Origin of the sequence: Caballeronia sp. AZ7_KS35, from assembly GCF_023631045.1 — a bacterium.
Lineage (GTDB): Bacteria > Pseudomonadota > Gammaproteobacteria > Burkholderiales > Burkholderiaceae > Caballeronia > Caballeronia zhejiangensis.
Genome location: NZ_JALQDV010000047.1, coordinates 118790 through 137877 on the forward strand (window position 1 = coordinate 118790; position 19088 = coordinate 137877).

General features: G+C 62.6%; 14 protein-coding genes. 9 read left to right on the forward strand and 5 right to left on the reverse strand.

The features are described from left to right. Positions 1-107 precede the first annotated feature (107 nt). From NCT05_RS29360 to NCT05_RS29395, 8 genes are all read left to right on the forward strand, one after another. Positions 108-1319, forward strand: coding sequence for a glycosyltransferase family 4 protein (locus NCT05_RS29360; RefSeq protein ID WP_008346171.1), 1212 nt, complete (start codon positions 108-110; stop codon positions 1317-1319). Continuing rightward, positions 1312-2382: an SDR family oxidoreductase gene (locus NCT05_RS29365; RefSeq protein ID WP_250441632.1), complete on the forward strand. Its 1071-nt coding sequence runs from the start codon at positions 1312-1314 to the stop codon at positions 2380-2382. The genes NCT05_RS29360 and NCT05_RS29365 overlap by 8 nt, the downstream gene beginning before the upstream one ends. Next, a complete protein-coding gene (locus tag NCT05_RS29370; protein ID WP_008346175.1) occupies positions 2379-3545 on the forward strand; it encodes a glycosyltransferase family 4 protein in 1167 nt (388 codons plus the stop codon). Before NCT05_RS29365 ends, NCT05_RS29370 begins: the two co-directional genes overlap by 4 nt. A 13-nt stretch (positions 3546-3558) precedes the next feature. Continuing rightward, on the forward strand, positions 3559-4722 hold the full coding sequence (locus NCT05_RS29375) for a glycosyltransferase family 4 protein (protein WP_250437544.1): 1164 nt from the start codon (positions 3559-3561) through the stop codon (positions 4720-4722). Next, a complete protein-coding gene (locus tag NCT05_RS29380; protein ID WP_250503815.1) occupies positions 4722-5741 on the forward strand; it encodes a glycoside hydrolase family 55 protein in 1020 nt (339 codons plus the stop codon). Before NCT05_RS29375 ends, NCT05_RS29380 begins: the two co-directional genes overlap by 1 nt. A gap of 47 nt (positions 5742-5788) precedes the next feature. Next, complete coding sequence (locus NCT05_RS29385) at positions 5789-6895, forward strand: EpsG family protein (RefSeq protein ID WP_235366307.1); 1107 nt, start codon at positions 5789-5791, stop codon at positions 6893-6895. Between the two features lie 5 nt (positions 6896-6900). After that, positions 6901-7911 carry a polysaccharide deacetylase family protein gene (locus tag NCT05_RS29390; protein ID WP_008346183.1) on the forward strand — a complete coding sequence of 337 codons (1011 nt, stop codon included), beginning with the start codon at positions 6901-6903 and terminating at the stop codon, positions 7909-7911. A gap of 124 nt (positions 7912-8035) precedes the next feature. Next, positions 8036-9973, forward strand: coding sequence for an acyltransferase family protein (locus NCT05_RS29395; RefSeq protein WP_250441634.1), 1938 nt, complete (start codon positions 8036-8038; stop codon positions 9971-9973). 10 nt (positions 9974-9983) lie between these two features. Here NCT05_RS29395 and murJ read toward each other — a convergent pair whose 3' ends face one another. Both murJ and NCT05_RS29405 read right to left on the reverse strand, forming a co-directional pair. After that, a complete protein-coding gene (gene murJ / locus NCT05_RS29400; protein WP_175980288.1) occupies positions 9984-11369 on the reverse strand; it encodes a murein biosynthesis integral membrane protein MurJ in 1386 nt (461 codons plus the stop codon). A 171-nt stretch (positions 11370-11540) separates the two neighbouring features. Further along, on the reverse strand, positions 11541-12104 hold the full coding sequence (locus NCT05_RS29405; protein ID WP_008346189.1) for a serine O-acetyltransferase: 564 nt from the start codon (positions 12102-12104) through the stop codon (positions 11541-11543). Positions 12105-13245: 1141 nt separating this feature from the next. Here NCT05_RS29405 and NCT05_RS29410 point away from each other — a divergent pair. Further along, complete coding sequence (locus tag NCT05_RS29410; RefSeq protein ID WP_008346191.1) at positions 13246-14457, forward strand: glycoside hydrolase family protein; 1212 nt, start codon at positions 13246-13248, stop codon at positions 14455-14457. A gap of 69 nt (positions 14458-14526) precedes the next feature. Here the strand turns inward: NCT05_RS29410 and NCT05_RS29415 are convergent, their stop codons facing one another. The 3 genes from NCT05_RS29415 to NCT05_RS29425 all read right to left on the reverse strand — a co-directional run bounded on the left by NCT05_RS29415 (position 14527) and on the right by NCT05_RS29425 (position 18960). Beyond that, the gene (locus tag NCT05_RS29415) at positions 14527-15702 is read right to left on the reverse strand and encodes a GDSL-type esterase/lipase family protein (RefSeq protein WP_250437547.1); all 1176 of its coding nucleotides are present in this window, start codon (positions 15700-15702) and stop codon (positions 14527-14529) included. 298 nt (positions 15703-16000) lie between these two features. After that, complete coding sequence (locus tag NCT05_RS29420; protein ID WP_502801804.1) at positions 16001-18349, reverse strand: transglycosylase domain-containing protein; 2349 nt, start codon at positions 18347-18349, stop codon at positions 16001-16003. A gap of 83 nt (positions 18350-18432) precedes the next feature. Then, positions 18433-18960: an Lrp/AsnC family transcriptional regulator gene (locus tag NCT05_RS29425; RefSeq protein WP_008346196.1), complete on the reverse strand. Its 528-nt coding sequence runs from the start codon at positions 18958-18960 to the stop codon at positions 18433-18435. Between the last annotated feature and the right edge of the window lie 128 nt (positions 18961-19088).

Genomic DNA, 19088 nt, shown 5'->3' on the forward strand with positions numbered 1-19088 from the left:
GCATCGGCATTGACCGGTGCAGGCCGTCGCACAACATCGCCGCGGTTCGGCTCCCGGAATTTCGGGGGTTGCCCGCGGCGATGTCAACCGGACGTTCGGAGTTCGCAATGAAGATGCCCAAGGTAGTTCTGTACGCCAACACCGATTGGTATCTGTTTAATTTCCGGCTTTCGTTCGCTCGCAAACTGCGCGACGCGGGTTTCGAAGTCATTCTGTTGTCACCCGACGGCGAATACGGCCCGAAGCTGCGCGATCAGGGTTTTCGCTGGCATGCGGTGCCGATGAACCGGCGCAGTCTGAATCCGCTGCGCGAACTGGCGCTCGTGCTCTGGCTCGCGCGCTTCTTCCAGCGCGAAAAGCCGCAACTGGTGCACGGCTTCACGATCAAGAGCGCGGTGTACGGCTCGTTCGCGAGCAAGCTCGCAGGCGTGCCGGCGCGCGTGAACGCGGTCGCGGGGATGGGCTACGTCTTCACGAGCCGCGATCTGAAAGCGCGTATCTTGAAGCCGGTCGTGCGCACGGTGATGCGCTCGGCGCTGAACGGCCGCGACAGCATTCTCGTCCTGCAGAACCCGGACGACATCAAGCTGTTCGAAGCCGCGCGCATCGTCGAGAAGCAGTCGATTCGTCTGATCAAGGGATCGGGCGTCGATCTGACGCGCTTCAAGGTGCGCGAGGCGTCGCCGGACGATGCGGCCAAGCCGCTGCGCATTCTGCTGGCGGCGCGGCTCGTGTGGGACAAGGGCATCGAAGAATATGTGGAGGCGGCGCGCATGCTGCGCCGCGAGAATCGCACCGTGCGCTTCCTGCTCGCGGGTTCGCCCGACGACGGCAACCCGGCATCGGTGAGCACGGCGATGGTGCAGGGCTGGGTGAAGGAAGGGCTCGTCGAATGGCTCGGTCACGTGAGCGACATGCCGAAGCTCTTCACGGAAGTGGATGTGATGGTGCTGCCGAGCTATCGCGAAGGCTTGCCGAAAGCGCTGATCGAAGCCGCGGGCTGCGCGCTGCCGCTCATCACGACGGACGCGCCGGGCTGCCGCGAAGTGGTCAGCGAGTCGGGCGTGGATGGTTTGCAAGTGCCGGTGCGCGATGCACGCGCGCTCGCCGATGCGATCCGCCAGCTCGACGACGACCGCGCGCTCGCGAGAAAGCTGGGCCTCGCCGCGCGCGAGAAGGCACTGAAGAATTTCGACGAACGCATCGTCATCGAGAAGACGCTCGCCGTGTATCGCGAGCTGGTTCCCTCGATCGCGATCGAAGACGAGCGCCGCGAACACGCCGCGCCCGTCGGCAAATTTGGAGACTTTCATGTCTGATCGTTACGAATCGATCCGTCAACAACTGACGCGCACGCCGCAGAAGTGGCTCATTACCGGCGTCGCCGGGTTCATCGGCTCGAATCTGCTCGAAGCGCTGCTGAAGCTCGACCAGGACGTCGTCGGGCTCGACAACTTCGCGACCGGGCATCAACGCAATCTCGATGAAGTGCGCTCGCTCGTGACGCCCGCGCAATGGGCGCGCTTTCGCTTCATCGAAGGCGATATCCGTAATCTCGACGATTGCCGCACCGCGGTGACAGGCGTCGCGCACGTTCTGCACGAAGCGGCGCTCGGCTCGGTGCCGCGCTCCGTGAACGATCCGATCACGACGCACGAAGTCAACATCAGCGGCTTTCTGAACATGCTCGTCGCCGCGCGCGACGCGAAAGTCGAGAGCTTCACTTACGCCGCGTCGAGCTCGACGTATGGCGACCATCCGGGCCTGCCGAAAGTCGAGGATCGCATCGGCCAGCCGCTTTCGCCGTATGCGGTGACGAAGTACGCCAACGAGCTGTACGCTTCGGTCTTTGCGCGCACGTACGGGTTGAACGCCATCGGTCTGCGTTACTTCAACGTGTTCGGCAAGCGCCAGGATCCGGACGGCGCGTATGCGGCCGTGATCCCGAAGTGGACGGCCGCGCTCATCGACGACGAACAGGTGACGATCAACGGTGACGGCGAAACGAGCCGCGATTTCTGCTTCATCGACAACGTGGTGCAGATGAACATCCTCGCTGCGCTCTCCGAGCCGCAAGCGCGCAATCAGGTCTACAACGTCGCGGTCGGCGATCGCACGACGCTCAATCAGCTCTATGACGGCTTGAAGCGCGTGCTCGCGGATAACGGCGTCATCAACGAAGGCAGCCCGGTGTATGCGCCGTTCCGCGCGGGCGATGTGCGTCATTCGCAAGCGAACGTCGATAAGGCCGCGCAACTGCTCGGCTATGCGAGCGCCATTCCGCTCGCCGACGGACTCGCGATCGCGATGCCGTGGTACATCCGCTTTCTGTCGCAGCGCCGCGTGCCGGTCGAAGCCGAACTCGCGACGAGGCCCGCATGAAAATAGTCGTTTTCATCTACTCGATGCACGGCGGCGGCGCTGAACGCGTCACTGCCAATCTCGCGAACGAGTGGGCGGCGCTCGGCTGGGAAGTGACCGTCGTCACGCTGACAGCCGGTGAAGGCGATGTCTATCCGTTTCATCCGGGCGTGAAGCGCCTCGAGCTGGGGCTCGCGGGCGGCGTCGAGGGCGGCGGCTTCGTGCGTACGCTGATGTCGAACGCGAAGCGCGTGCTCGCGTTCCGCAAGGTGTTGCGCGAGACGAAGCCTACTGTCGCGCTCGGCGTCATGGCGACGGCCAACGTGCTCGCCGTGCTTGCGGGCATCGGGCTGCCGTACAAGATCATCGCGAGCGAGCACACGCATCCGCCGCGCGCGCCGCTCACGCCGTTCTGGGAGCGTCTGCGGCTCTTGACGTATCGCTTCGCGGACAAGGTCGTCGCGCTCACCGACGAAACCCGCGACTGGATCGAAACGCATTGCCGCGCGACAGACGTCAAGGTGATTCCGCCGCCGTTCACGCTGCCTATCGCGCGAACGAATCCGATCATCGAGCCGAAAAGCGTCGTGAAGGACGGGCGCAAGTTGTTGCTCGCGGTCGGACGGCTCTCACCCGAAAAAGGTTTCGACAGTCTCATCGATGCGTTCAGGAAGATTGCCGGCGCGCTGCCGCAATGGGATCTTGTGATCGTCGGCGAAGGGCTTGCGCGTGCGAGTCTCGAACGCCGTGTCGAAGAGGCGAAGCTGCGCGGCCGCGTGTTTCTGCCTGGCCGCGCGGGCAACGTCGCGGACTGGTACGAGCGCGCCGATCTCTACGTGCTGAGTTCGCACTTCGAGGGCTTCTCGATGACGCTCGTCGAAGCGATGGCGAGCGGCTGCGCGGCCGTGAGCTACGACTGCGATTCGGGTCCGCGCGTGATCGTCACGCACGGCATGAACGGCCTGCTCGTGAACCCGGTCGGCGATGCGAGCGCGCTCGCGAAGTCGCTCGAATCGCTGATGAAGGACGACGCAGAACGTCATCGCATGGCGCTGTGCGCGACGTCGGTCAACGACACGTTCGCGTTGTCGAAGACCATCGCGCTGTGGCAGGAAGTGTTCGAAGAGTCGGGCGTGAAGGTGCCGCGTCGCGCGGAACTCCACGTTCCCGCAGCCGGACGATGAGGAGCCACGACCGATGAAGATCATGCTCGTGGTCAGTTCGATGGGAAGCGGCGGCGCGGAGCGCGTCGCGGCCTCGCTCGTCAATGCGTGGGCGCAACGCGGCGATACGGTGACGCTCGTCATCACGTATAGCGGCCGTGGCGCGTGCTTTTATCCGCTCGCGCCGAACGTGCGCTGCGTCTTCCTCGCCGATCGCGTGAAGGCCGGCGCGCGTATGCTGCAATATCCCGCGCGCTTTCGCGCGCTGCGTGCGCTGATCCGCGAAAGCGCGCCCGATGTGGTCGTGTCGTTCCTCTCGAACGTGAACATCACGACGATTCTCGCGACGCGCGGCCTCGGCATTCCGGTGATCGCGAGCGAGCACATCGATCCGTCCGCCGACGGCCGTTCGCAGCTCATGAGCCAGATGTGCCGCTTCGTTTATCCGGGCGCGGACCTGCTCACGCTGCTCACGGACAACATGGAGGCATCGTTCAGGAAGATGGTGCCGCGCGTGAAGCGCATCGAAGTGGTGCCCAATCCGCTGCCGGACGAGTTGTTGCTGTTGCAGCCCGAAACCATCGAGAAGAGCGCGCGCAAGCGGCTCGTCGCGGTCGGGCGTCTCAACACGCAAAAACAGTTCGATCTGCTGATCGATGTATTCGCGACGCTCGCGCCCGAGTTTCCGGACTGGGATCTGTGGATCTGGGGCGAAGGCCCGGAGCGCGCGGTGCTCGAAGCGCAGGTCGCGCAACTGAAGATGAACGAGCGCGTGCTGATGCCCGGCAAGACGACGACGCCTTGGGAAGAGATGGCGCGCTCGGATGCGTTCGTGCTGTCGTCGCGCTACGAAGGTCTGCCGATGGCGATGCTCGAAGGCATGGCGCTCGGCCTCGCGACGGTCGCGTTCGACTGCAAGAGCGGCCCGCGCGAACTCACGCGCGACGGCCAGGACGGTCTGCTCGTGCCTGCCGGCGACAAGGCCGCTCTGATCGATGCGCTGCGCCGCGTGATGTCGGACGAAGCGTTGCGCGCCGAGCTCGGACGCAAGGCGGCGGCATCGGTACGGCAGCGTTATTCGTCGCCGGCGATCCTGCGTCAGTGGGACGCGATCTTCGCGCAACTCGGCGCACGCTCGCGCGGCGGCGAAGGCAAGAGCACGGCTTATGCGCGTGCGGTGACGGGAGAGAAAGCGTAATGGTCGACCGGCGACAAGTGATCCGCTCGCTGCTGATGGGCGCCGTCGCCGGTGGAGCGGGCGTCGCCGGCTTCGACGCGCGCGCGGCGCAGAAACGCGATGTCGTCACCGACAAGTCGTTCGGCGTGAAGGGCGACGGCAAGACGAACGATCGCATCGCGCTGCAGCGGGCCATCGATCAATCCGTCGATTCGACCTTGCTCATCACGGGCAAGTGCCGTATCGACGACAAAGGGCTCGACCTGCGGCGCGATAGTCACCTGCGCTTCGCACCGGGCGCGTCGATCAAGCTGCTGCCGCACGATACGTCGTTCTATTCGATCTTCCGCATCTGGGACGTGAGCAACGTGCTCGTCGAGAACGCGGTGCTCGACGGTAGCAAGGAGCTTAACGCCGCGAAACCGGCGCTGCGTGAAAACGGTCACGGCATGGGCTTTTCGATTGCGGGAAGCACGGAGGTGACGCTCATCTCGCCGAAGACGATCGGCTGCTGGGGCGATGGCATCTATATCGCCAACAGCTACAACGTCGCGTTTAAGTACAGCAGCGGTATTCGCGTGGTGAATCATCATGCGGACCGCTGCCGCAGACAAGGCGTGTCGATCATCAGCGGACGCAACATCGTGTTCGAGAATCCGCTGTGGGAGAACATCGGCGGCACGCAGCCCGAAGCGGGGCTCGACGCGGAGCCGAACAGCAACGCCGATATTCTCGAGAACATTCGCATCGTCAATCCGACGACGCGCAATTGCCGGTACGGGATCATCGTCTGGCTGGAGGAGATCGTCGGGCCGATGCCCAAGCATGTCGATATCGGCATCACGAATCATCGCGACGAAGGCGCGAGCGATGCCGCGTTCGCCGTGTCATCGCTCAAGCTGAATGGGCGCAAGGTGTCCGGGCAGATCGCGAGTCATTCGCCGACATGGGTGAGTCCGAAGATGTCGACAGTGGAAAGCATCGATTACGACAAGGCGGGACCGAAGATCATCGTCACCAACCTGAGGCTCGTGCCATGAAAGCCGCGCCCACACACAATAACTAAAGCGGAAAAAAGGCCAATACGATGCAAGCAACGACAATGAACAATACGGCGCAGCAAAGCGCACAGAGCGCGCAGAGCGAACCGATACGACGCATGACCGGATTCGCGTACTTCATGACGCCATCCGGCTGGGCGTTCCTTGTGCTCGCGGCCACGGCGCTCTCGATCGTCGCGTTCCGCGAGCGCAGCGTCGGCCTGATCTTCGACCAGGAAGCGTACATCCAGTACTTCCGCTCGACCGACTGGCACTGGCTCGTGCAGTTCTATCAGAACCGCGAGTCGGATATGGGCTTTCTCATCAGCCTCATCACGGAAGAGCTGGGCTGGCGCTCGTGGGTCATCCTCCTCAATGCGTTCGGCGTGTCGCCCGAAGGCGGCATCCGCATTACGGTGGTGCTGCTTAACCTGGTCGTGATGTATTCGCTGTTGCAGACGCGCAGGCCGCTCATCGGTCTCGTTCTGTGGCTCGTGATTCCGTATGCGCTCGCTACGGTCGGTCTGTTCCAGATCCGCCAGGGCTTCGGTCTGGCCATCGCGATGCTCTTCGCGCTGCGCTTCAATAAGCCGACCATCGGCATGGGGCTCGCGAGCTTCGTGCACACGACCTTCGCGGTGCCTACAGCGTTCCTGATGACCGCCGGTTTCATCGGCGAGCAAAGGAAAGCGCGCGCGCTCGTCGCGGTGAGCGTGGTGGCGATCGTGCTTGCGTCGGCGGCGAAGTTTCTGTTTGCGACCTACGGCGGCCGTCGTATCGACGAGTACTCGGGCTATCAGGAAAACTTCACGATCAAGCTGCTGTCGCTGCTGCTGTTCTACACGATGGCATCGGTCATGGTGCTCTACTCGACGTGGCGCGCGCAGGATACGCAGCGTCAGCGCGCATTCACGCGGCTGTCGATCATGCATGTCGGACTCTTCGTGTATCTCGTCGTTGCGTTCTTCGTGTTTCCGTTCGCGAAGGGCCGCGTCTGGTATTGCGTGCCGCTGCTGCTGCCGTTCCTCGCGCCCGAGATCAAGTTCAAGAACGCGATGGTTCTGGTCATCACCTTCGGCGTGTTCGTGGCCGTCGCAGCCGACGCCACGAAGAGTTATTTCGAAGGCGTCTATCACTACTTCCTGATGCCCTGACGACGATGTCCTACTTCCTGATTTCGCTCGATTTCGAACTGATGTGGGGCGTGCGCGACCATCGCTCGATCGCCACATACGGAAAGAACATTCTCGGCGTGCGCGAGGCGATTCCGGCGATGCTCGACATGTTCACGAAGTATCGCGTGAAGGCGACGTGGGCGACGGTCGGCATGCTGCTGTTCGATAACAAGAAGGACCTGCTCGCGAATCTGCCCGACGTCCGGCCGACTTATACCGATACGAAGCTGAGTCCATACGCCAATGGTTATCTCGATTCGATCGGCGATAACGAAAAGAGCGATCCGTACCACTATGGTCTGTCGCTCGCGCGTCGGATCGTCGATACTGAAGGCAGCGAGCTCGCGAGCCATACGTTCTGCCATTACTACGCACTCGAAGCAGGGCAGAACAGGGCGCAGTTCGCCGCCGACATGGAAGCATCGGTCGCATCGATCCGGCGTCTCGCCGATCCGCCCGCGAGCATCGTGTTTCCGCGCAATCAGGTGAACAACGCGTATCTGTCGGTGTGCGCGGAGCAAGGGCTCGTCGCGTATCGCGGCACGGAGCGCAGCTGGATGTATCGCGAAACCTCGCGCGCCGATGAAGCGGCGATGCGCCGCGCGGCGCGTCTCGTCGATACGTACATCAATATCTCAGGCGATCACGCGTTCGATCCGCGCCCGGCTCGCGGACTCATCGACGTGCGTTCGAGCCGCTTCCTGCGTCCATATGCGCGCAACAAGCGCGCGCTCGAATGGCTGCGCATCCATCGGATCAAGCAGTCGATGACGTCGGCGGCGCGCACGGGGCGTTCGTTCCACTTGTGGTGGCATCCGCATAACTTCGGTGCGAATCTGGCCGAGAACCTCGGCGTCCTCGAAGCGGTGCTGAAGCATCACGTGTACTTGAGAGAGACCTACGGCATGCAGCCCGCGACCATGGCGGAAGTCGCGCGGGCGACGCAATCGGAAGAAAGCCGGCTTGCGGAGATGGAATTCGGTTTGTTCGTATGACGAAGTAATCAGGAAAGACAAGACGCAAGAAAATAACCCGCACCGCGGGCGCGATGCAATGGCGATGTCCATTGCATCGCGCTGGCGCGTGCGCGGCAAAAAAGAAGTTCTTGGGGGAAGCGCGATGAACTTTCGTAACGACATCAACGGCCTGCGCGCGTTCGCGGTTCTCGCGGTCGTCCTTTTCCACTTCGATGTGCCCGGCTTCAAAGGCGGCTTTCTCGGCGTCGACGTGTTCTTCGTGATCTCCGGTTATCTGATGACGAGCATCATCTTCAGACGCCTTTCGAAGGACAGGTTCTCGGTGCTCGAATTCTATGGCGATCGAGCGCGGCGCATCATTCCGGCGCTCGCGTTTCTTTGCTTCGCGCTCGGTGTGTTCGGCTGGCTGATATTCCTGCCTTCCGAGTTTCGCGCGTTCGGCAAGGCGGCGGGATCGAGCCTCGGCTTCTTTTCGAACATCGTTTACTGGCGCGAAGCGGGTTACTTCGATACGCGCTCGCATCTGAAATGGCTGCTGCATACGTGGTCGCTTTCCGTCGAGTGGCAGTTCTATCTGCTGTATCCGCTCGGCATTCTGCTCGTGCGCAAGCTCTTCGGGCGACGCGGGACGAAGATCGCGCTCGTCGGCGCCGCGCTCGTTTCGTTCGCGGCGTGCGTCTATCTCTCCGATCCGACGAAATGGCCGACGGCCGCGTTCTTCCTGCTGCCGACGCGCGCATGGGAAATGATCGCGGGCGGGCTCGTCTATCTGTTCCCGTTGACGGCGGGCAGGCCCGTGCGCCGCACGCTGGAATGCATCGGCCTCGCGATGATCGCGTACGGCGCGGTCATGTTCAACGAGAACAACGAATGGCCGGGCTACCTCGCGCTCGTGCCGGTGCTCGGCACGGCGTTCGTGATTCTCGCGGCGCGCAGGCATTCGATCTTCACGGGCAATCCGCTCGCGCAGTTCATCGGCAAGATTTCGTACTCGGTCTATCTCTGGCACTGGCCGTTCGTCGTCGCGCTCACGTACTTCGACAGGGAAGGTTCGCTGCGCTGGCGCGCGGCCGCGATCGCGGGCGGCTTCGTCATGGGCTATCTGTCGTATGCGCTCGTCGAGTCGAAGACCAGGAAGCCGCCGGCGCGAGACGAGGCGCGCGCCTTTCCGCGCTTCATCACGCTGCGTCCGATTCTCGCGTTCACGCTGCTGCTGGCAATCGGCGGCGGCAGCATCTATGCGAGCCAGGGCGTGCCGAATCGCTTCGACCGTTCGGTGTTCATCGCCGATAGCGAGACCTACGACACGAATCCGCATCGCACGAAGTGTCACATGATGATCGATCCGTGCGATGTCGCGAACAAGCAGAAGGAGAGCCGCGTCGTGGTGCTCGGCGACAGTCACGCGGAAGCGATCGCCGAAGCGGTCGTCGACGCCGTGCCGAACGGCAAGCCCGATGATGTGCTGCTCATCACGATAGAAGGTTGCCCGACGATCTACGGCATTCGCCGCGGCAATGGCGATTGCTTCGATCAGGACCGCAAGTACATCGATATCCTGAGCCGCGATCAGAGCGCGAAGACGCCGGTCATCATCGCGAATCACTGGTCGCAGTACTGGTCCGGTCCGACGATGGACGACTTCGCGTTCGTCAATCCGGAGCAGCCGGCGCAGACATCGACGCCGTTCACGACGGAGTTGTATCGCGAGCACTTGCTATCGACCGTTTGCCGCATCTCGAAGATTCGCCCGGTCTATCTCGTCGAACCGATTCCCGAGTTCGACTTCAACGTGCCGCTGACGCTCGCGCGCGAGAAGATGCGGGATCCGAAGGCGCCCGATCTGTCGATCACCATGTCGGATTACGTTCAGCGCAATGGCGCGTTGCTGCAGGCGATGCATCAGGCACACGATCAATGCGGCATCCATCTGCTCGACCCGCGTCCGTTCCTGTGCCCGGACGGCAAGTGCATGGGCTCGCACGATGGCCGGCCGCTTTATTCCGACTTCCATCACATGAGCGAATACGGCAACCGCTTCCTCGTGCCGATGTTCCGGCGCGTCTTCGAACAAGGTTGAAAGCAGGTGCTTATTGCGGCGTGCCGGTATCGTGCTGCGCGTCGTTGCCGGTGAACGGCGGCGCATAGCGCGTCCAGAAGATATAGCTCGCGAGCACCGCGATCGCGCCGATGCCGGTCGCGAGCAGCACGCCCTGCGCGCCGTAGTAGCGCACGAGAATGACGTTGCCGATGATCTTCGTCGCGAAGCCGATCAGCGAAATGACGGAGATCGCGCGATAGCGTGTCTCGCTCGCGAACAGCTGCACGAGCACGCACATGCCGAAGTAGAACGGCACTTGCAGCAGCCCGTAGCGAAAGAGCGTGGTGACGGCGATGGTGTCGTCGGCCGTGAACGCGCCTTTCTGAAACAGCAGCTTCACGACGTACGGCGCGAGCGCATACGCGAGGATGCTGCCGGTCAGGCCCAGTACGGTCATGATGCCGGACCACTTCAGCGCGGTGCTGCGTGCGCGCGCATGATCGCCGCGATGAAGAATCTCCGCGAGAATCGGCAAGGTCGCGCGCGTGATCGCAAGCGCGCCCATGCTGAGCACGAGCGAGAGCAGCCGGTTCGCGTAGCCGAGCGTCGCGATGGCGCCGTCGCCTTGCTGCGCCATGAAGTACTGATCGATCGGAAGCCACAGACTCGCGACGACCGCGCCGATCGTGAGCATGCCCATCGAGCGGATCGTCGATGGCCACTGCTTCGCGCGCATCGAAACGCGCGGCCGGGCGGGCATCGTGTCGGCGCGCCTGGCGAGCACGCGCAGCCACGCGGCCTGCACGACGAAGCCGAGCGACGTCCCCATGACGAGCGGAAAAATCGATTCGTTGTTGCGCGCGGCAAGCACGAAGACCAGCAGGCCGATGGCCGGCACGCATTCGAGCAAGGTGTTGATGTGCTTGCCCGACGCCTGCAGCCGCGACGACGAAATGCAGATCGTGAAGGTCAGCACGCCGACCGGCGTCATGCTGATGATCATCGCGCGGCACATGTCGCGTGTGGATTCGGCGAGACTGCCCGCGATGACATCGGCGAGATAAGGCCAGAAAAGCCATAGCAGAAGCGACGAGCCGAGGCCGAGCACGAGGCCCACGCCTTCCAGCTCGCCGAGAAAACCGTTGCGCTGCGACTTGTCTTCCTGAAGCGAGACGAGCGCGGGAACGAGCAGCACGGCGAGCACGTTCGTGAGCATCGTCGGCAGCCAGGTGACGAGCGTGAGCGCGAACTGATAGGCGTCGACCGTGCCGCTGATCCCGTAGCGATACGCGATCGCCATTTCCTTCGACGCGCCGATGCACTTCCCGGCGATCACGAAGATCAGCAGGACGACCGCGCTTCTTGCGATTCTCTTGTGATCCTGATGCACGCCGCCGAGACGTCGTCTCACCGATTGCACTGCTGCGCTCAGCACGGGTCCTCCTGCGTGGGAGCCTTTCGCCGCATGGCCTGACGTCGATACGAAAGCGCCATGCAACAGAAATCACGCGAAGGCCCGCGGCTTTCGCGTGAAAGAGGAGAGCGTGCACCAAAACGGGCGGCGTGACTGTTCGCTAAGGCACCTCGCCATGCCGAAGCCGGCCCTTCATACCGCGCCTGTCTGCCACGGACGCATGATGTAGCGCGCCGCCCGCTCGGGCGTGGCGTCGTCGGTCAGAATGCGCGCCGGGCAGCCGGCCACCGTGACGTTCGGCGGAATATCCTTCGTCACGACGCTGCCCGCGCCGATCGTCACGTTGTCGCCGATGGTCACGTCTTCGATGATGCAGACGTTCGGCCCGATATACACGTTGTTGCCGATGGTAGCCGCCTTGCCGTGATTCGATCCGATGGTCACGCCCTGCGAGATGTTGCAGTTCGCGCCGATGACCGCCGTCGGGTTTACCGCGATCGTGCCGATATGACTGATATAGAAGCCCGGCCCGATGCGCGTGCGCGGACTGATGACGAACCCGAAGCGGCGCTGCTTCAGACGCACGATGTGGTTGAGCACGAGGCGCATGGGCCGCGACGACGCGGCGCTCGCGAGGCGCAGCCAGAACATGTAGTTGAACCCTTCGTTCAGCATCAGTTGCTCGAGAAGGAGCATGACGCTGTACTCGCCCGTATAGCGATAGAGATCGCTTTTGATCAGATCAAAGGTTTTCATCGCGGTGTATCCGCTGGTCGTGTGATTTCTTGTAATACCTCCGGCCGGAATCGGCCGTTCCCCCAACTGTGCTGAGCGCACCAAATCCGAGACTAGTCTTTCTGTCCAACCGGGTCAGTGCGAAACGGAACATATGACCGGCTGGCAATCGAAACGATTCCAACTTTCGCCTGTTTTGTCTGTTGAATAAACCGGTTTCTTTAATCAGATCATTAGCGTTTCGCTCAAATCCCAGGCTGCGCGCGGGATTCGGCGGAAAATGATCCGATTCGTAAAAACCCGATAAGGGTAAGCCCTGTAGGGTCTTTCGTCTTTTGAATGAAAAAAGTTTTTGGACCGCACTTACAAAATCCGATTCGTCGGATGAATTCGTTTAAAACGGTGCTTACTTGAATGTAATGTTGGGACTGCAACCGTGCAGAAGCGGCAATTTTGGTGCGCGTCTGGATAATCGTCGGCGGATTGACCGGTCAATAAGGCGAAATAATCGGCGGATTGTTGCTCGTTTCGGCATACGAAAGGCGCTCTGCAAGCCCCACCGGGCCTTCCGAGGCCATAGGTCGCGTTCTCGGCGGGTGAACGTTCGTGTCGTTATAAACGATTCTTCAGATGATTATTAGTCATCGTACCTCAACTGGTTTGAAGTGGTGTTATTCATCTACCGTATTAACATTAAAAAAGCCGTAGATTAATTTGCTCGCCGTCGATTAAAAGCGGAAATGCACAGCAATAAAGACGCGAAAAAGCAAAATAATAAGTTACAAGCGTACATTTTGTAACAAGCGCCGGGTAGAAACGCCTCGTAACAATCTGTAGGATTTAAAAAAGACGGTAATTACTGCCGTCAGACTTCAGCGCTTCATCAGCCCGTTCGCGGGCCAATCAAGCGCGGGGTTGAGTGGGTACTTCCGGATTATCTGGCTCTCCCGACTCTGGTTCGTCCAATCCCGAAGTCGTCATGTTTTTCGCCGAGATGCCTTTCGGAGTCGCCGTGTGCGGCTGTCGAGCGCTGAGCGGCGCAATCGTTTGCGCCTGCTGAATTTGCGTTGGTCATCTCACGCCCATAAAGAAACGTTGCGTGCGGCCGTAGTCGCATGAACGGGTCCGCCCGTCGACAACGCACAACCAACTCGGAAAGACAATGCTTTCGAACAACACTCAGGCAGACACCCAAGCAGACAACACCGTCGTCGACACGCGTATCGCAACCCGTCGCAAACTCCTGACCTCGCTTATCGCGGGTAGCGGCGCGTTTGTGCTCGCCGCATGCGGCGGCGGCAGCGACAGCGCGGCCCCCGATTCGGTCGCCGATCGCTGGAGACGCCGTAACACTGGCAGCGGCGCCTCGACGGCGACGCCCGCGAGCTCGGCTTCGTCGGCAAGCGCCACGACGACCGCCAGCGCGCCGGCCGCGGCAAGCTCGACGAACGCCGCCAGCACGAACACCGCAGGCACCATCAACGCATCGTCGTTCGGCGTGAAGGCCGACGGCTCGACCAACGACCGCGCCGCGCTGCAAGCCGCCATCGACGGTTCCGTCGGTCAGATTCTCCTGATCTCGGGCCAGGTCCGCATCGACACGACGGGTCTCAAGCTGCGCACGAACACGCACATCCGCTTTGCGTCGGGCGCTTCGATCAAGCTGCTCCCGCACAACGCCGACATCTACCAGATGATGCTCATCGAAGACGTGAGCAACGTCATCGTCGAAAACGCGTACCTCGACGGCAGCAAGGAGCTGAACTCGGCTTCGGGCGGCGAGCACGGCATGGGCTTCTCGATCATCGGCGCACAGAACGTGCACCTGATCGCGCCGACCACGATCAACACGTGGGGCGACGGCATCTACATCAACGATAGCCAGAGCAAGAAGAACACGCCGACGTACAACCTCGTCGTCGACAACCACAAGGCCGACGGCTGCCGCCGTCAGGGTGTGTCGATCATCTCGGGCGACACGATCACGTTCAACAGCCCGATTTGGCAGAACATCACCGGCACGGCGCCGGCTTGCGGTCTCGACTTCGAACCGAACGACAACTCGGCCGTGTTCAAGAGCATCACGATCAACAGCCCGACGACGGCGAACTGCAAGGGCGGCGGCATCAACGTGTGGTTCGGCTCGCTGCCGGGTCCGATCAGCAAGACGGTCACGATCGCGATCAACAACCACGTCGACACGACCAGCCCCGGCGGTTCGTTCGCGGTTCAGGGTCTGTCGCTCGACGGCTACATCGTCAACGGCCAGATCAGCAGCACGAATCCGAAGTGGAAGTACCCGCTGATCGTCGAGCAGTGGGACAACGCGGGTCCGCGCATCAACGTGCAGAACCCGACGATCGTCAAGTCGTAATCGGCGATGAAATGAAAAACGCCATGCGGATGAATTTTCCGCATGGCGTTTTTTGCTTTTCCGCGCCGCCTACTTGAGCCAGTTGAGATTCACGGAATTGGCGATCGCCTGCAGCCCCGCCTGATTCGGATGCAGATGGTCGCCGCTGTCGTACGCACCGAGCATGACAGGCGGATTGGCCGGATCGCCGAGCGCGGCGGCCTGATCGAGCACGGCGTCGCAGCCGCTGTCGGGCGTCGCGACGAACGCGTTCACCGCTTGCCGCGTCGCTTCGATGTCGGCCGTCCACGGCGACACGCCCTCGAACGGCGTGAGCGTCGAGCAGATCGCCTTGACGCCCGCCGCGTGCGCGCTCTGCGTCAGTTGCGCGAACGCGCTGTTCAGGCGCGCGGCCGTCGGCGGCGATCCGCCGATCAGGTTGTTGACGGCATCGTCGGAAATGATGACCCACTTGACGTTGTACTTGTCGAGCACGTCGCGCTGGAAGCGCGTGAGGCCGGCATCGCCCGCGTCGTTCGTGAAGAAATCGTTGCCGGCGATACCCTGATTCAGCACGCCGACCGTCATGCCCGCCTGCTGCAGACGCGCGGCGAGCAGGTTGGGCCAGCGGCCGTTCGTGTTCGGCGGCGAATCGATGCCGTCCGTGATCGACGCGCCGAACGCGACCACCGCGCCCGTCGCACTGGCGTTCTGCACGACGACGTCGGTGAGGAAGTAATACGACTGCGCGCCGAGCGCGTTGACCACGCCGCCCGCGAATTCGGTGTCGGCGCTGACATCGCCGGGCGCGACGTACACGTCCTGCAGGCCTTCGGCGTGACCGGTGGTTTCCGATGGCGTCTGCTGCGGGAGATAGGCGCTGACGACGATGTCCGACATCGCCGGCACCGCGATCGCGATCGGATCGCTCATCTCCGTCTTGCCGGGCGGAATCGTCACGAAGGGCTGACCGTTGAAGGTGACGGCCCGGTCGCTGCCCGGCACGGTGCGTTTGCCGTCGGCGCGCAACGCGACGCGCACGTCGCCGATCACGAGCGGCTCGCTGCCGTACTGATTGGAAAACTGGACGCCGGCGGCCGTCCCGCCGATGCTCGTGTGCACGATCTGCCGGATCGTCTGATTATTGAAGCCGCCGCCGCCGACGATCATCGGCGCGGTGCTCCAGGTACCGGTCCACGGCAGGGTAGCGCTGATGTTCTGCGCAAAACTCGACGACGTAAGCGGCAAGGCGAGCGCGGTGGCCACGAGGGCTCGCTTGAGGCGAGGAAATCGCTTGTTCAACTTGTTCTCCGAAACCAGCCTGGAATGAGATAGACGTCTCGCAGTGCGCGAGACTTTTGGCGGGCGCATGTGGCCACAGCGCGCCGGGGTGCGCGGCGAAATCTTTGAATGCGTTTGTTTCGCCTTGGTGAATCGGAGCACCATTTGTGCGCGTGCTCTGTGCGCGCGCGCTCATTTCGGCCGATAGGCAAGTCTTTCGTCGCTAGCTCGCAACTAACTGTCTACGCAAGCCCCCGCCTTTGTTCGCGGGCGGCGTAAGCGTTTACGGTTGCACGTCGGAAGCGGGCGCCGGAGAGCTTGCAGTTTCGCCGGGCGTGGGCAGGATCGGCGGCATCGTCGTAAACACTGGCGGTTGCGGCGGCTCTTCGGTCACTTCGGCGGCGGGTTCCGAAGGCGGCCGCTTCGGACGCACCGGATGCTGCGCCGCCGTCTGCGCGGTTTTCGGCTTGCCCGGCTTCGGCGCTTTCGAGAACGTCTCGTCAAACCAGGTTTTTGCGTTCGTGAGCATCGTTTGCCACATGCCCGGCGCTTCCTGCGTATCGAAGCGCGCGCGGGCATCGATCAGATGCGAACGCAGCGAACGCTGCATGAAGTCGCCGACGATCGGCAACGCGCTGTGCGCGCCTTGGCCCCAGTAATCGCTGCGCAGCGTGACGCGGCTGTCGTTGAAGCCGACCCACGCGCCCGCGACGAGTTGCGGATGCATCAGGATGAACCAGCCGTCGGCGTTGTCCTGCGTAGTGCCGGTCTTGCCCGCGACATCCGCGCGAATGCCGAAGCGCGTGCGGATCGTCGTGCCGGTGCCGCGGTTGATGACGTCGCGCATCACATCGACGAGCTTGCGCGTCGCATCGACGGACAGCGCGCGCTCGGGCGTGCTCTCGAACTGCGCGAGGACTTCGCCGTCCTTGTTCTCGATGCGCGTGACGAGCAGCGGCTCCATATAACTGCCGTCGTTCGCGATCGTGCCGTACGCCGACACCATTTCCCTCAGCGTCACCGGGCTCGTGCCAAGCGCGAGCGACGGCACCACGTCGAGATGACTGTCGCGCACGCCCATGTCACGCGCGAGCCGCGCGACGCGTCCCGGACCGACTTGTTCCATCAACTGCGCGGTGATGCGGTTCTTCGAATACGCGATGCCGTCGCGCAGGCTCACGGGACGGCCCGACGGCGGCGAGTCGTCGGTCGGGCGCCAGATTTCGTCGCCGCGAATCGGGATTTCGACGGTCTGATCGACGATCGTATCGGCCGGCTTCGCGCCGCGCTCGAACGCCGCGCCGTAGACGAAAGGCTTGAAGGTCGAGCCGGGCTGGCGGCGCGCCTGCGCGACGTGATCGAACGGATCCTGCGTGAAATCGCGGCTGCCGACCCACGCCTTGATCTGCCCGTTGCGCGGATCGAGCGCGACGAACGCGGCCTGCACGCGCGTCTTGTCCTCGCACAGCGCCTGCATGAAGGCGCGGTCCGAGCCGAGTTTCTTGATGGCGTCGGCGTCGTTCGCGCCGCCCGTGCGCAGCGCGCGGTATGCGTCCGTCTCGCGGATGAACGCGTGCCCGAGATCGGCGTTCGCGTTCGCGCAAGCGGCGCGGCCGCCCCACGCCGCGTTGGCGATCGATTGCAACTGGTTGCCCTGCAGCGCGAGCGCGTTCGCCGCCATCGCCTGCAGACGCGAATCGATGGTCGTGCGCACGACGAGGCCATCGGAATAGATGTTGTAGTCGTTGTCGTCGGCCCACCCGATCAGCCATTTGCGCAACTGCTGCGCGAAGTGCGGCGCGCGGCCGGGCTCTTCCGTCTGCCGCTCGAAGTCGATGCGCAGCGGACGTTTCTTCAGCGCGTCGAGTTTGGTCGCCGGCAAGTGGCCGAACTTGACCATCTGCCCGAGGACGATGTTGCGCCGGTCGAGCGCGCGCTCCGGATTGATCACCGGGTTGTAGTAACTGTTGCCCTTCAACATGCCGATGAGCGTCGCGCTTTCGAGCACGTCGAGCTGGCCGGCGGATTTGTCGAAGTAAGTGCGCGCGGCCATTTCGATGCCGTACGCGTTGTACAGGAACGGCACCGTGTTCAGATACGTTTCGAGAATCTCGTCCTTCGAATAGAGCGCTTCGATCTTGAACGCCGTGATCGCTTCCTTCAGCTTGCGCGTGAGCGTCTGCGAGCGGCCGATTTCCTCGGGATACAGATTGCGCGCGAGCTGCTGCGTGAGCGTCGAGCCGCCTTGCCGGTCGCCCGAGAACGTGCGCAGCGCCGCGCCCGCCGTGCGCCGGAAGTCGATGCCGTGATGCTGATAGAACCGCCGGTCTTCGGTCGAGATGAGCGCGTCGATCACCTGCGGCGAAATCTGCTTGAGACTCACCCATTCGCGATGCGTCGGCTTGAATTCGGCGAGGAGCTTGCCGTCGGCGGAATAGATCTGCGCGGGCTGATCGACTTTTGCACGGCGGATATCGCGGATACCGGGCGTGAACGGAATCAGCACCAGCACATAGATAAGAAAGAGCGCCGGCAGAAGGAGCAGCGAACGCGCACGCAGATGCGGACGCAGCCGCGATGCGAGGCGAGCCAGAATCGCCTTGGCCCAGGCTTTGAAATCAGACGCGGTCACAACGAAACGGGATGCCCGGACATGGAAAACCCTGAATCGTAGCGTAATTTTTCAGCAGGTCTTTCGCAAAAGTGTCGCCGACGCTACACCGCCCGCGTTCCCGCCGATTCGCCGATTGGAAACGCCGTCGTCGAAAGCACCTCACGCAACACGACGAACGTGCGGATCTGCCGCACGCCCGGCAGATAGAGCAGCTTTTCGGCGTGGAGCCGGTTGAAGCTTTCGCTGTCGCGCGTGCGGATCAGCATGAAGAAGTCGAATTCGCCGGTCACGACGTGGCATTCCATGCAGCCGGGCACTTTCTGAGCGGCTTTCTCGAAGGCGTCGAAGGAATCGGGCGTCGAGCGGTCGAGGATCACGCCGATCAAGACGAGCATGCCGGCATCGAGCGCTTTCGGATCGAGCAGCGCGACGGTCGCGCGGATCAGCCCCGCTTCGCGCAGCCGCTCGACGCGCCGCAGACACGCGGGCGGACTCAGATTGACCTTCTCCGCGAGCGCGACGTTCGAGATCGACGCATCGCGCTGCAACTGACGCAGGATCGCGCGATCGACGCGATCGGTCTGGACGCTTGCCGGATGCGGGTTTGGAGCGGATGCGGTTTTTTTCATTGCTTCAACAGGCTCTTGTGCGAAATAAAAGTTAGCGAACAGCGTCTCGCGTCCAAAAACGTTAGGCCGAACGGCATTTTTTCGCAACCCGATCCGTCACGAGAATCTCTACGATTCTGTCCATGCAG